General features: G+C 63.9%; 14 protein-coding genes. 7 read left to right on the top strand and 7 right to left on the bottom strand.

What is annotated here, in order from left to right:
- Nucleotides 1–53: 53 nt before the first annotated feature.
- Nucleotides 54–278 carry a DUF1059 domain-containing protein gene (locus tag ACLI1C_RS14380; protein ID WP_411397817.1) on the top strand — a complete coding sequence of 75 codons (225 nt, stop codon included), beginning with the start codon at nt 54–56 and terminating at the stop codon, nt 276–278.
- Here ACLI1C_RS14380 and ACLI1C_RS14385 read toward each other — a convergent pair.
- The 3 genes from ACLI1C_RS14385 to ACLI1C_RS14395 form a co-directional block, all read right to left on the bottom strand.
- On the bottom strand, nt 275–1450 hold the full coding sequence (locus ACLI1C_RS14385; protein WP_411397818.1) for a CCA tRNA nucleotidyltransferase: 1176 nt from the start codon (nt 1448–1450) through the stop codon (nt 275–277). The two genes, ACLI1C_RS14380 and ACLI1C_RS14385, sit on opposite strands and share 4 nt — an antisense overlap.
- Nucleotides 1447–2073 carry a CoA pyrophosphatase gene (locus tag ACLI1C_RS14390; RefSeq protein WP_411397819.1) on the bottom strand — a complete coding sequence of 209 codons (627 nt, stop codon included), beginning with the start codon at nt 2071–2073 and terminating at the stop codon, nt 1447–1449. Before ACLI1C_RS14390 ends, ACLI1C_RS14385 begins: the two co-directional genes overlap by 4 nt.
- 94 nt (nt 2074–2167) lie before the next feature.
- Nucleotides 2168–2725 (bottom strand): GNAT family N-acetyltransferase, encoded by a 558-nt coding sequence (locus ACLI1C_RS14395; RefSeq protein WP_411397821.1) that lies wholly within the window; start codon nt 2723–2725, stop codon nt 2168–2170.
- 351 nt (nt 2726–3076) lie between these two features.
- Here ACLI1C_RS14395 and ACLI1C_RS14400 point away from each other — a divergent pair, with 351 nt between their 5' ends.
- Complete coding sequence (locus ACLI1C_RS14400; protein ID WP_411397823.1) at nt 3077–4036, top strand: glutathione S-transferase family protein; 960 nt, start codon at nt 3077–3079, stop codon at nt 4034–4036.
- Between the two features lie 117 nt (nt 4037–4153).
- On the opposite strand, the gene ACLI1C_RS14405 is transcribed toward ACLI1C_RS14400, so the two are convergent.
- On the bottom strand, nt 4154–4630 hold the full coding sequence (locus ACLI1C_RS14405; protein ID WP_411397825.1) for an NUDIX domain-containing protein: 477 nt from the start codon (nt 4628–4630) through the stop codon (nt 4154–4156).
- 119 nt (nt 4631–4749) lie between these two features.
- Between ACLI1C_RS14405 and ACLI1C_RS14410 the strand changes: the two genes are divergently transcribed.
- Entirely contained in the window at nt 4750–5631 is an 882-nt protein-coding gene (locus ACLI1C_RS14410) for a metallophosphoesterase family protein (protein WP_411397826.1), read from the top strand.
- 30 nt (nt 5632–5661) lie between these two features.
- Here ACLI1C_RS14410 and ACLI1C_RS14415 read toward each other — a convergent pair whose 3' ends face one another.
- Nucleotides 5662–6090: a YciI family protein gene (locus ACLI1C_RS14415; protein ID WP_411397827.1), complete on the bottom strand. Its 429-nt coding sequence runs from the start codon at nt 6088–6090 to the stop codon at nt 5662–5664.
- A 152-nt stretch (nt 6091–6242) separates the two neighbouring features.
- Between ACLI1C_RS14415 and ACLI1C_RS14420 the strand changes: the two genes are divergently transcribed.
- The 3 genes from ACLI1C_RS14420 (at nt 6243) to ACLI1C_RS14430 (ending at nt 9268) form a co-directional block, all read left to right on the top strand.
- Nucleotides 6243–7574 carry a hypothetical protein gene (locus ACLI1C_RS14420; protein ID WP_411397829.1) on the top strand — a complete coding sequence of 444 codons (1332 nt, stop codon included), beginning with the start codon at nt 6243–6245 and terminating at the stop codon, nt 7572–7574.
- Nucleotides 7564–8853, top strand: a complete 1290-nt coding sequence (gene murD / locus ACLI1C_RS14425) for a UDP-N-acetylmuramoyl-L-alanine--D-glutamate ligase (RefSeq protein WP_411397830.1) — start codon at nt 7564–7566, stop codon at nt 8851–8853. Before ACLI1C_RS14420 ends, murD begins: the two co-directional genes overlap by 11 nt.
- A gap of 82 nt (nt 8854–8935) precedes the next feature.
- Nucleotides 8936–9268: an SMR family transporter gene (locus ACLI1C_RS14430; protein WP_411397832.1), complete on the top strand. Its 333-nt coding sequence runs from the start codon at nt 8936–8938 to the stop codon at nt 9266–9268.
- Here ACLI1C_RS14430 and ACLI1C_RS14435 read toward each other — a convergent pair.
- Nucleotides 9265–11004 (bottom strand): hypothetical protein, encoded by a 1740-nt coding sequence (locus ACLI1C_RS14435; RefSeq protein ID WP_411397834.1) that lies wholly within the window; start codon nt 11002–11004, stop codon nt 9265–9267. The two genes, ACLI1C_RS14430 and ACLI1C_RS14435, sit on opposite strands and share 4 nt — an antisense overlap.
- 278 nt (nt 11005–11282) lie before the next feature.
- On the opposite strand from ACLI1C_RS14435, the gene ACLI1C_RS14440 reads away from it, so the two are divergent.
- Nucleotides 11283–11735: a hypothetical protein gene (locus ACLI1C_RS14440; protein ID WP_411397836.1), complete on the top strand. Its 453-nt coding sequence runs from the start codon at nt 11283–11285 to the stop codon at nt 11733–11735.
- A 316-nt stretch (nt 11736–12051) separates the two neighbouring features.
- Here the strand turns inward: ACLI1C_RS14440 and ACLI1C_RS14445 are convergent, their stop codons facing one another.
- Nucleotides 12052–12558 carry an MgtC/SapB family protein gene (locus tag ACLI1C_RS14445; RefSeq protein ID WP_411397837.1) on the bottom strand — a complete coding sequence of 169 codons (507 nt, stop codon included), beginning with the start codon at nt 12556–12558 and terminating at the stop codon, nt 12052–12054.

Consider the following 12558-nt stretch of genomic DNA (forward strand, 5'->3'; position numbering starts at 1 on the left):
CCCGTCCTCCGCCCGGACGTTGTGCCAAGGCACAATGACCGCGGGAGATAACAATGAAACGATTTGAATCGGGCTCACTGATCCCCGGTGCCACCTGGCACGCCGAGGCCGAAAGCGAAGCGGAAGTGGTCCGCCGCGCTGTCGAAAACCTCAGGACCTATCACGGCGAAACCGAGATTCGACCCGACATGATCGATCTTATCAAGGAGCGCATCGTCGACGTCGAGGATGCGTCAGCCAAGCCGGCCAAGCACCCAGGCAAGTCAACCAAGCACTAGGGGCGCACGAGCCCGAGCAGTTCTGCTTTGCCGAGGGCGAACCCGCTTTCGATCCAGGCCTGTTCCAGACGAGCCAGTTCCTCACCCATGGCCGGCCCCTGCGCAATGCCGAGGCCGGCGAGGTCGTGCCCCGAAACAGGGAATGGCGGCACGACGATTGCCGCCAGCGCACGCGCCGCTTCGGCGAGCCTGGCCTGTACCCAATCCCCCGATGCAGCCGCAGCGGCCAGACCTTCCACTGCCGCTTCGCCATATCGATAGGCGGCTTCCGCCACCCGATCGTCGGCCAACAGTTCAGCCGAGGCAGCAATGTTGCGGGCAGCGCCGACCATATCCTTGGAAAGGCGCCATTCGACCTTCACCGCGTCGAGCCGGTCGCCGGCAATCAGGGCGAGCCGTGTGGCGGCAGACTGACCACCGAGCTTCTCATAGGCAGCGAGCGCTGCGAGTGTGGCGGCAGGAAGCGGCAGCAGGCCGATTTCCGACATTTGACCAAGCGTGCGGACGATCCTGGGCAGGCCCAGCATGCGCAGGACCTCGCCCCCCACCCGCTCGCGTGAGAGGTGAGACAGCTGCGTCACCGCCGCGGCGCAGGCAGCGAGGCTAGTGGCATCAAACTGCTCACCGCCATGGCTCGCCGACAGACGGAAGAAGCGATAGACGCGCAGACCATCCTCCTCGATGCGCTGGGCGGCATCGCCGATGAAGCGGACAATGCCATTGCGGGCATCCTCAGCGCCGCCAAGCGGGTCGAACAGCGTGCCGTCGGCAGCGCAATAGAGGGCATTGAGGGTGAAATCCCGGCGGCGGGCATCCTCCACCCAATCCGTACCGAAGGCCACCACGGCACGGCGACCGTCGGTTTCCACATCGCGCCGTAGAGTGGTCACCTCGGCCAGCGTGTCGCCAAGCTTGAGGGTGACCGTGCCATGCTCGATACCGGTCGGATAAAAAGCGATGCCAGCCGCCCTGGCCCGCTCGATCACGTCCTCCGGCAACAATTCGGTGGCCATGTCGATATCGGCCGTTTCGCGCTGCCGCCCCATGATGGCATCGCGAACTGCGCCGCCGACCGCCCTCGTTCGCCGCTTGCCGCCATCCAGCGCCATGAGGATTGCCTGCGTCTCGGCGCGCCACAGCCACTCCGCCGAACCAAGCGGATCGCCACTCATGACACGACCTCGCCCATGGCCAGGTCGCGAAAACGGCGCGTCAGATTGGCCGTGATTCCCCAGATGCGGTGGCCATCATGGTCGATCTGCCAGGTCCGGTGCTCCTTGCCGTCGCGTTTGATGCGGAATTCGCCATAGCTCTGGGGGCTCAGAATACGCTGCAATGGCACCTCGAACACCGAATGCACCTCGCCCGGATTGGGGACAAAAGGTCCGCTCGGCTCAACCGTGGCGACGACGGGCGTGATGAGATAATTGGTGCCGGTAAAATAGGTCGGCATGAAGCCGATGACCCGCGCATCGGTGCGCACCATGCCCACTTCCTCAAAAGCTTCGCGCAAGGCTGCCGCGGCGGCGTCAGTATCGGCAGCGTCGACCTTGCCGCCGGGAAACGCCACCTGCCCCGAATGAGCGCGCAGGTCCGGCGAGCGCTCGGTATAGAGCACGGTGTGGCCCTCGGGCCGCCGGACCAGGGCAATCAGCACTGCAGCCGGCACCGGCGGACGGCTGAACGGCTGCGTCGGCGCCCAATCGGGGACCAGCATGTGCTCTGCCGGCGGGGCCGGTGGCGCGGCCAGCAGGCGGCTGGCCAGACGCTCGATGATGATGTCGTCGGACGACAAGAAAGCACCGGATTTCGTTTCGGGAGCGGGAGCTTAAGCGAGGATTTGCCTTAAGGGCAGCCCTTACCTCTCCCCGAAAGGGAGAGGCAGGCATCTAGCCCTGCTGCCAGGCAGCAATCGCGCCCGACAGGGTCTGTGCCAGGGTCGGGTCTTCGGCAAAGACCAGCACGCGGGTCGGATCCACCGGACCGGGGAACTCAATATTGCCCAGGGTGGTCGGCTCCCAGCCCAGCGGGCAGTAATAATCGCGGTCACCCACCAGCATCACGAACTGGCCGTCGCCCCGCGCCATGGCGCGCTTGGTGACTTCGCGCGCCAGGAGCTTGCCGGCGCCGAGCTTGCGGAAATTGGGGTGGGTCGCGAGGGGGCCCAGCATCCAGCCATTGATGCCGCCAATGCTGATCGGGGTCATCCACACCGAGCCACACGCCGTACCGTCGACTTCGGCGACGAGGCTCAGGCTCTTGTCGATCGGAAAACGCTCGCGGATGCGGAACGCCGTGCGCGCAAACCGGCCGGGACCAAAGGCAATGGACTGCAGCTCATCAATGAACGCATCGTCCTGCTCGGTCGCGGGGCGTACGGTCGGGCCGGAAATGGGAGATGCAGAGACAGCAGCGGTCGCGGCCGAAGGCGCAGCAATGGGGGACATGGCAATAATCCAGGATGAGGGATGCGTAGGACAAACCCGGCGCTTGAAAAAGCACCGCTTCTAGAGACCGCTACGGTCGTCGTGTCACCAGCAAAACCTTTACCATCCTGGGCGCCTCCACGCCTGAAATCGCATTAGCACCAAGGGTGCCCCGCGTAAAATGAAAATCGTGGCCGCACCCGGTAAATTCAAGACGCGCAGGGCATCTGTGTTCAAAATGCACAACGGTCAGTTGCCGCCATGCCGCCTTATCGCTCGCCCCACCCGACGCTATGTGTCAGGCACAGCATTGAACGTTCGGGGCATTTGACCCGGACAACGAGTCTAGAACATGACGGAAAGGGTTCGATCGTGGGACAATTGATCGACGGCAAATGGTCCAGCCAGTGGTATGACACCAAGAAGACCGGCGGCAAATTCGAGCGCAGCCAGGCCGGCTTCCGCAACTGGGTCACCGCCGACGGCAGTGCCGGCCCATCCGGTGCGCCAGGCTTCAAGGCCGAGGCCGGGCGCTACCACCTCTATGTATCGCTGGCCTGCCCCTGGGCGCACCGCACCCTGATCTTCCGCAAGCTCAAGAATCTGGAAGAGCTGATCCCGGTTTCCGTCGTTTCCCCCAAAATGCCCGACGAAACGGGCTGGAGCTTCGACAAGACCACCGGCTCGACCGGCGACGATCTGTTCGGCAAGGACTATCTCTGGCAGGTCTATACCCAGGCCGTGCCGGACTATACAGGCCGCGTCACCGTGCCGGTCCTGTGGGACAAGCAGACCGGAACCATCGTCTCCAACGAGAGCTCGGAAATCATCCGCATGTTCAACTCGGCCTTCGACGAGCTGACCGGCAATGGCGACGACTACTATCCCGAAGCCCTGCGCGCCAAGATCGACCCGATCAATGCCCGCATCTATGACGAGATCAACAACGGCGTCTACAAGGCCGGTTTTGCCACCACGCAGGCCGCCTATGACGAAGCCGTGGCCAAGCTGTTCGAGGCGCTCGACTGGGTCGAAGGCCTGCTCGGGGAAACCGCCTATCTCACCGGCGACACTGTCACGGAAGCCGACTGGCGTCTGTTCACCACTTTGGTGCGGTTCGACGCGGTGTATGTCGGCCATTTCAAGTGCAATCGGCAGCGCATCGCCGACTATAAGAACATCTCGCACTATCTCAAGGCGCTCTACGAGGTCCCCGGCATCAAGGAAACGGTCGACCTCGACCATATCCGCACGCACTATTACTGGAGCCACCCCACCATCAACCCGACGCGGATCATCCCCATCGGGCCGGAACTGCCGTTTTTGAAGTAGGGGTTGCTTACCTCTCCCTTCGAGGGGAGGTCGAGGGCCTTCCCAATGCACCCACCCAAAGAACCCCCTGACCTCGCGCTACGCGACGACCTCTCCCTCCGAGGGAGAGGTCAGGGGCTAATACCCCCACACATCCCGCTTCGGCGCGTGATCGAAATATTCGTCGATCCGCTGGGAGGTGGCCGGAGTCACTTTCTCGGGCAAGGCATGGCGGTCGAACCAGCCGACCTCGGCGATTTCATTGTCGGGTTTGCGGTCAAAAGCCTTCTCGAAGCCCTTGGCGACATAGAAGGCCACGTGATCGCGGTTCGTGACGGGGCTGGTATTGTGATAGATGCCGAACAGCTCCATGGAACCGATCACGCGGTAGCCGGTTTCCTCCAGCGTCTCGCGAGCGCCCGCCTGTTCAATTGATTCACCCGGACCGACACCGCCGCCGGGAAACTGCCAGCCCGGAACGTGTTTGTGCCGGATCAGCAGCACCTTGTCGCCATCCACGACCATGACGCGGGCGCCCAGGGTCATGCGATGCCACAGCCCCTTGGTGGTCAGGAACACCTTGGCGACCAGCCGCTGCATGCGATTCATCTGCATCAAAACCCTCCTTGGGAACCAACCGGTAGCAGAGACTTGATGGCGACAAAATCGACCACTGCAGCGATTGACCGTTTTCTTGCTCTCCCCCTTCTGGCATTACGCCCACAATGATTACATTGGCCCACATATCCGACATCCACCTGTCCCCGATGCCCGACGTGGGTTGGCGTGACCTTCTCGGCAAGCGCCTGACCGGCTATCTCAACTGGAAGCTCAAGCGCCACGACGAGCTCAACAGCGAGACGCTTGCGAGCCTGGTCGCCCATTTGCAGGCCCAGAATGCCGACTTCACCGCCGTCACCGGCGATCTGGTCAACCTGGCCATGCGCTCGGAGATCGATCGCGCCGGACAGTGGCTGCAGGCTCTCGGCGCCCCTGACAAGATCGCCGTCTGCCCCGGCAACCACGATGCCTACGTGCCCGGCGCGCTGGAATCAGCCCAGGACATCTGGGGCGACTATATGCGCGGCGAGACGCTCGACAGCGCCATCTTTCCCTACGTGCGCCGTATGGGCGAGCTGGCCATCATCTCCTGCTCCAGTGCTGTGCCCACCCGCCCCTTCCTCGCGATCGGTCGCTTTGACGAAGCACAGGCCGAGCGGCTGGGCCGCATCCTGCATGTCATGGGCGAAGCCGGCTATTTCCGCACGGTGCTGATCCATCACCCGCCCAATCCCGAACTGCAGCATCCCTCATTCGGGCTCAAGGGGCACAAATTGTTCCGGCAGGTCATCGCCCAGCACGGCGCCGAACTGGTTCTGCACGGCCACACCCATCGCGCCTCGATCCATTCCATTCCGGGCAAGACGCATGAAGTGCCGGTAGTCGGCGTTGCTGCCGCCAGCGCAGCACAGGGCGGCACGCTTGACGACCCCGCCCGCTACAACCTGTTCCGCATCGAGCGGGCGGGCGACGGCTGGGCCTGCACCATGCGCGAATATGGCTATCAGCGCCTGGGCAGCGAAATCGTCATGCGCCTGCAGATGCGCATCATCTAGCCGCCGGCGCTGCGGCCGCCGCCGCCGGCCTTACTGCCTCGCCGCCTTTTCCTTCTCCGCCACCCGGTTGTGTATCTCTTCCGCCTCGGGCGTCATGATCTCGGCAAAATCGCTCAGCTCGTAGACCGGGCGGATTTCGATCTCGCTGTAGCCGGGCATCGGATTGGGGCAGCGCTTGACCCAGGCAACGGCTTCATCCATATCGCGCACCTCCCAGAGCCAATAGCCGGCCACCAGTTCCTTGGTTTCGGCAAAGGGACCGTCGATGACCAGGCGCTCGGCGCCGTCAAAGCCGATGCGCTTGCCTTTCGTTGATGGCTGCAGCCCGTCGCCGGCCAGCAGGATGCCGGCATCGACCAGTTCTTCATTGAATCGGCCCATGGCCTCCAGCAGGCCCGAAGGCGGCATGATGCCCGCTTCGCTGTCTGCAGTTGCCTTGACCATCACCATGACACGCATCTGAAAATCTCCTCGTTTGCCGGGGCGCCCCTATCGGCCCCATGACCATACGACGAACGGGCTGGCCCGATTTTGACAAACACGAAAGTGCCCCACTCCCGCCATGCCGGCAAATCACCTATATGATGAGCCAACCGCGAGTATTCCCAGCCTTGACCGAGCAATTCCACATCGAGCGCCCGCAATTCGATCCTGCCACGGGAAAGACCGTTTTCGGCTATGGGCTGGATGGCCTGCATTTCGTCGAAACCCTCGGCCTGCCCGCCGGTGCCGATGCGGCAGCGGCGGCGAGCCCGGCTTTCCGCAAGCTGCTCGATCTCACCGCAGTGGTCCTGGGCGTCAGTTATTTCAAGCTGCGCGCGCCCTTCGTGCTCGCAGCGCCCGAAATCGCCCTGACCGAGGCGGAGCGCGCCTTTGCCATCGACGTCTATGAGAATGGCCTGGGCGAATTCTATGCCCGCAACAATCTGATGCGCTTCGGCAAGCTCTCGATCGAGGCCCCGCTGGATGCCGACCAGACCAAGCCGCCCGTCAGCCTGCCCAACCGCACTCTGCTGCCCATCGGCGGCGGCAAGGATTCGCTGGTGAGCGTCGATCTGCTGAGCCATGTCGGCGTCGAGTTTGCACCCTTTGCAGTCAATCCCAAGGGACCGATCCTGACTTCGGTGGCCAAGATTGGAACGCCCCCGGTCTATGTCACCCGCACGCTCGACCCCGAAATGATCCGGCTCGGCCAGCAGCCCGGCTATTACAATGGCCACGTTCCCTCGACCGCCATCAACTCGATGATCGCGGCGCTCTGCGCCCTGCTCTACGGCTACAACCAGATCGTCCTCTCCAATGAGCGGTCGGCCAGCGAGGGCAATGTCGAGTTCGACGGGCGCGAGACCAATCACCAGTATTCCAAATCGCTCGGCTTCGAATTGCTGATCGCGGCGATCCTGAGCGACGCCACCGGTGGCGCGCTCAAGTATTTCTCATTGCTGCGCCCCTATTCGGAAGCCCGCATCGCCTCGCTGTTCACGCACGAGACCAAGTTCGACCACGTTTTTTCCAGCTGCAATCGCAATTTCCGCCTGGCGGGCCACGACGGCCCGCTCTGGTGCGGCGAATGCCCCAAATGCCACTTCGTCTTCCTGATCTTCGCGCCCTTCATGGCCAAGGACCGGCTGCTGTCGATCTTCGGCAAGGACCTGCTCGACAACCCGGCCAACGAGGGCTCGTTCCGCGAATTGGCCGGCCTTGCCGGCCAGAAGCCCTGGGAATGTGTCGGCGAAATCCTCGAGGCTGCGGCTTGCCTCTATACGCTGACGCGCCATGCCGACTGGCACCAGGCCGCCGTGGTTCGCGCAGTCAAGGCCGATCTTCTCTCCCAGTATGGCGAGCCCAAGCTGCAGGCCGCCATGGCCGAATGCCTGACCGACAGTCACGACCATCACATCCCTCCCGCGCTCGCCGCCAAGGTGGCCGCCTATGCGGTTTGAAGAGCCCATCCTGCTCTATGGCGCCGGACGCGAGGCGCTGTCCACCCGGGCCTTCCTCAAGGCGCGCCAGCCCGATCTCAAGGTCTTCGTCACCGTCGACAGCGGCGAGGCCGACATTCCCGACACCGAGGTCATTCCCCCCCCGGAGCTGACCGCGGCCATCAAGGCGCATCGCTTCGGCCACATCGTCAAAAGCCCCGGCGTGTCGCGCTACAAGGATGTGTTCGACATCGCCCGCGATGCCGGCATTCCGGTCACCTCGAACCTCAATCTCTGGGGCGCTGCCTATCGCGTCAACCGCACGGTCATTGCCATCACCGGCACCAAGGGCAAGTCGACCACGGCGACGCTGGTTCACCTGATGCTGACACAGTCCGGCATTGACGCCGGGCTGGCCGGCAATGTCGGCCTCGCCCCGCTCGATATTGCGGACCGGCACAAGGTGGTGGTGTTCGAGCTGTCCAGCTATCAGACCGCCGACATGAGCTTCCTGCCCGATATCGCAGCGGTGACCAACCTCTATCCCGAGCATGTCGACTGGCACGGTTCGCTCGAGCGCTACTATCGCGATAAGCTGCATCTGATCGACCGCGAAGGCGGCTTCCCCGTCGCACTGGGCGCAGCGGCCAAGGGCAATGCGCTCGTGGCCATGGCGGTGCGTGACCACCGCCGATTGATCCGCGAGCTGACGCCGGAAGAAACCGTCGCCATCGACCGGGCCGTGGCCGGCTCGCGTCTCAAGGGCGCCCATAATCTCGACAATGCCCAGCTGGCCGCCCGCATCGCCCTCGCCGCCGGCGCGACGCTCGAAGGCGTGGTGCGTGGCATTGCAGTCTTCAAGCCCCTGCCCCACCGGCTTGAAGAGCACAAGTTCGGCGGAAAGCTCTTCGTCAACGATTCGATCTCCACCACCCCCGAGGCTACCAAGGCGGCGCTTGCCGCCTACAAGGGCTATCGCCTGGCGCTGATCGGCGGCGGCCACGAGCGCCAACAGGACTATGGCGAACTGGCGGGGTTGCTGGAGGGCTATGGCGTGACCACGGTCGCCTGCCTGCCGGTCACCGGGATGCGCCTGGCTGCAGCAACCCGCATTGCAGCGCCGGACATCAATGTCCTCCCGGCACTTGATCTCGAGGCAGCGATGCAGGCGCTGTACCAACATCGCAATGACTTCGACGCGCTGATCCTGTCGCCGGGTGCGCCTTCCTATAATCAGTTCAAGAATTTCGAAGCGCGTGGGCTCCGATTTGTCGAGCTTGCGCAAGCCATCTTCGGCTAATCCGCGCGGCTATCGGTAGTTCTCGCGGGCCCCCGTGCGGGGCATAGAACGGGGTATCGACACCCAAAGCCCTGGAGGCGCCATGACCGGCCTGATCTATCTCGGCATTGCCATTGTCGGCGAGGTCATTGCCACTTCGTTCCTGCGGGCGTCGGCCGGCTTCACCCAACTGGTGCCCACCGCCGTCGTCATTGTCGGCTACGGGGTGACTTTCTACTTTTTCTCGCTGGCCCTGCAGACCATTCCAGTCGGCATTGGCTATGCCATATGGTCCGGGGTCGGCATCGTTCTCGTCTCGATCATCGCCTATTTCGTCTATGGGCAGACCCTGGACCTGCCGGCCCTGATCGGCATTGGCCTGATCCTTGCTGGCGTGCTGGTGATCAACCTCTTCTCACAGTCCTCGGCACACTAGAAACTTCGAACAAGGGCCTGCGGCGGCACGCCCGCTGCAACCAGCGTGTTGCGGATCGCCGCCAGCAGCGCGCCGTCGCTGATGCGCTCACGCAGGCGCGGCAGGACACCCTTGGCCCGGAAGGCAGGAACGTCGAGTATCTGTGGCAGGTAGCGGTTGACCACAGCGCTGTCGCCAGAGCGTTGCGCTGCCATGATGGCCAGGATCGGCCCCAGTTCGCGGTCAGCCTCGGCATAGCGCTCTGCACTCTCGATGGCCCTGGGCAAATCGCCATCCCGCAGCGCCAGCAGGGCCGGCACTCCGAAATACCAGGGCGGCGGACTTGGTGAGCCCTCCGTGGCGTCAAGCGCCATCGGCTCGGCCTCGCTCAAGCTGCCGCCAAGGGCCAGAAGGCGGGCAAAGCCGGCCAGCACATCGGCATTGGCCGGATTGAGCTGGACAGCGGACGCGAAGTCGTCCCGCGCCAGATCAAATGCCCCCTCTGCCTGATGCAGCCGAGCCTGCTGCTCCCACACAAAGCCATTGACCGGATCCAGGCTCAGGGCGCGCTGCAGATTGGCTTCGGCAATGCGGAACCGGTCGGCGAGACTTGTCTCCACCGCCATGGACGGGCCGCCCTGCTCGACCACCAGGCTGGCTGTGGCGGCCAGCGCCTCGGCGGTCTGCTTGTCGGTCTCCGGCAGGGCAGAGAAGCAGACATCGGCCCGCCCTGCTTCCGCTGCTCCACCAGTCTCGCGATAAAGATCGAACAGGACGCGACAGAGGTACAGGCTGACCGCCCCCTGCTCGGCGCCGTTGGACGCCAACATCAACCGGGCCGGAGCATGCAGCGGCCCACGCGGGCTGCCGAGCACCAACGCGAACGACTTCGCCACGTCGTCCAGCACGCCGGGCGCCATCGCCGCGTCTGGATCTATCGCCAGCGTATGATTCCACACCACGCCGCCGGTGCCCATCTCGGTGAGGATGGCGCTATACTGCACCACACCCCCATCGAGGCGCACAATGCCGCTCAGCATGAAATCGCTGATCGGCTGATCGGCCGGGATGGCGCTGGCCTCCCCCGTGCCGGCATAGCGTGTCCCTATGGTGCGAAACTGCTCAAGATCGGTCACCAGTTCGATGGCGAGCCCGGACACCTGCGGGCGCAGCTGGGCATCCGTCGACAGATTCTGGAATTCCACAATGCCGACCGTCGGACGCTGCAGCGCGTTGGCGGGTTGCGCCACATTTTCCCGCGCCCGCCCCCACTCGCCAAGTGCATAGGCGCCGAGAGCCGTGCCAAGAGTAAGCACCGCCAGCGCAAACCAGGACGACGGCAGTCTGCCCGTGCGCCCGCGGACCGGTTCGCCCCGCGGGGGCACCAGTGGAGCTGGAGCTGGCATCTCCCCTTCGGCCTGTACGACGAAATCGGGAATGTAGCGTCCCACCGGAAGCCGAATCTGCGCGCTCTCGCCCAGGCCGGGCCCCTGATAGTATTCGTCCAGCAGCCGGCGCAGCCGCCGCGCCTGCACCCGCACGATCGGGTCAGCCTGGGGATCAAAATCGGTGGACCGGCCAAAGACGTCCACGGCGATGGAATAGGCTTTGACCGACTGCTCTTCGCCATCGAGCTTTCGCCGTACAATATAGTCGAGGAAGCGGGCCAGCTGCGGCGAGCGTGCGATTTCCGGCCACGAGAGCAGTCGCTCAAGGGCCAACATGATCGCCTGGCGATTGGGCTCAGGCCCGGTCAAAAAAGCCACCTCCCCGATGCCGCAATAGTCGCACTTTACATGTAAAACGCAAGGCCGGGTTACGTCGAAGTTACCTCAGCTTGCCTATCGCCCAGCTCATGTCTGCTGCATAGGCCGGTCGCTGTCGTATCTGCGGTACGGCGCTGCTTCGCTCGGCTAGGCCCCGACCGAAGCTTGACCACCTAGTTTGAAATAGTAACGCCTGCCACTGCTCCAGCGGTGCGCGGGCATGCGTTTCGTTATGACGACATGTCCCAACGCAGTCGGGACGATGGGGTGTGCATTTGAACGACCAGGCGGAAAACCAGCCCTTCGTGGCACTTATCGATGACGACCAGCACTCGGCGCATCTGCTGACGCGCATGCTGCTTGCCCATGGATCGCCCGACATCAAGTGGTATGGCGACGCCAATGCGGGCCGCAGCTGCCTCACGACTCTCCTGGCGGACCCGGCGACCAACTGGCCTGGCCTCGTCATTGTCGACCTCAAGGCGCACAGCAACGCCAACCTCGAATTCATCGCGTCCATCCGGCCCCTGCTGCGCCAGAAAGGCGTGCCGGTCGCGGCTATGGTGCAGCCGGGCGACCTAGCGCAACGCAACGCCCTGCAGAATGCCGGCGCGGCAGCGGTCTTCGTCCGGCAAGCCGAACTCGACGCCTATCGGCGCGAGGCGGCGAGCATTGTCAGTTTCTGGGCGCGCAGTCAGCGCCTAGATGCGGTTGGCATGTAACACCTGCGTCCACAGGTTGCATGCCACGATCGGGTGGGACGCTGCATGAATGGTCTTCGGACTGCTCCTGCATTCCCAAGCGTCCCCCCGATCATTGTTACCTCTCTGTTCGCGCTTCGCGCGGCTGAGGGAGCACCAGCCCTACTCCAAGGGGGCTGATGCGGGGCGCGGTCGCGACACCTCCCGGTCGTGGCCGTATTGGGGGGAGGCAAATTGGCAGCGCGCGGGTCCCTCAGCGCAGCTGCCGAAGTCCATTGCTTCTCCCCACTGCCCGTTCGCGGACAAGACCCCAACCACCGTTATGACGACCTGTAGATCAGGTCGGCCCTTCAGTGTCCTTAAGGCCGCTGTCGTGCCGGATGATATTGTGCGCCAGCGCGCGCAGCGCAGCCAGCACGATCACCGCGAGCAAGGCGACGCCGAACGCGATGATGTAGTAGCCCAAGGCGGTCGCCAGGCCGACTGCGCCCGCCAACCACATGCCGGCGCCTGTCGTTAGCCCCTGAACGCCGCCGCCGGACCGGAAGATGGCACCTGCTCCAAGGAAGGCTATGCCCGCAGTCACTGCTTCGACCGCGCGGATCGGATCGGCCTGGACCCCATCCCCGGTCTCTATCGTGTGAAAGATCTCGAAAGCCAGAATCGTAAAGAGCGCCGCTGCCACCGACACCAGGATATGGGTTCGCAACCCCGCCTCGGCGGTGTTGATCTCACGTTCGAAGCCGATCATCGCGCCGAGCAGCGCGGCGATGAGCAGGCGAATGGCAATGATGTGCTGAGGCAGATAGGTCTGCACGAAACCGAATTCGTTGCCGACATCCAT

Source organism: Devosia sp. XGJD_8, assembly GCF_046614475.1.
GTDB lineage: Bacteria > Pseudomonadota > Alphaproteobacteria > Rhizobiales > Devosiaceae > Devosia.

What these genes read in the sequence shown, in the direction of transcription:
- ACLI1C_RS14395 (WP_411397821.1), bottom strand. Translation starts at nt 2,725, where the DNA reads ATGTCCCCCATTGCTGCGCCTTCGGCCGCGACCGCTGCTGTCTCTGCA.
- ACLI1C_RS14430 (WP_411397832.1), top strand. Translation starts at nt 8,936, where the DNA reads ATGACCGGCCTGATCTATCTCGGCATTGCCATTGTCGGCGAGGTCATT.
- ACLI1C_RS14405 (WP_411397825.1), bottom strand. Translation starts at nt 4,630, where the DNA reads ATGCAGATGAATCGCATGCAGCGGCTGGTCGCCAAGGTGTTCCTGACC.
- ACLI1C_RS14385 (WP_411397818.1), bottom strand. Translation starts at nt 1,450, where the DNA reads ATGAGTGGCGATCCGCTTGGTTCGGCGGAGTGGCTGTGGCGCGCCGAG.
- murD (WP_411397830.1), top strand. Translation starts at nt 7,564, where the DNA reads ATGCGGTTTGAAGAGCCCATCCTGCTCTATGGCGCCGGACGCGAGGCG.
- ACLI1C_RS14445 (WP_411397837.1), bottom strand. Translation starts at nt 12,558, where the DNA reads ATGGATGTCGGCAACGAATTCGGTTTCGTGCAGACCTATCTGCCTCAG.
- ACLI1C_RS14415 (WP_411397827.1), bottom strand. Translation starts at nt 6,090, where the DNA reads ATGCGTGTCATGGTGATGGTCAAGGCAACTGCAGACAGCGAAGCGGGC.
- ACLI1C_RS14380 (WP_411397817.1), top strand. Translation starts at nt 54, where the DNA reads ATGAAACGATTTGAATCGGGCTCACTGATCCCCGGTGCCACCTGGCAC.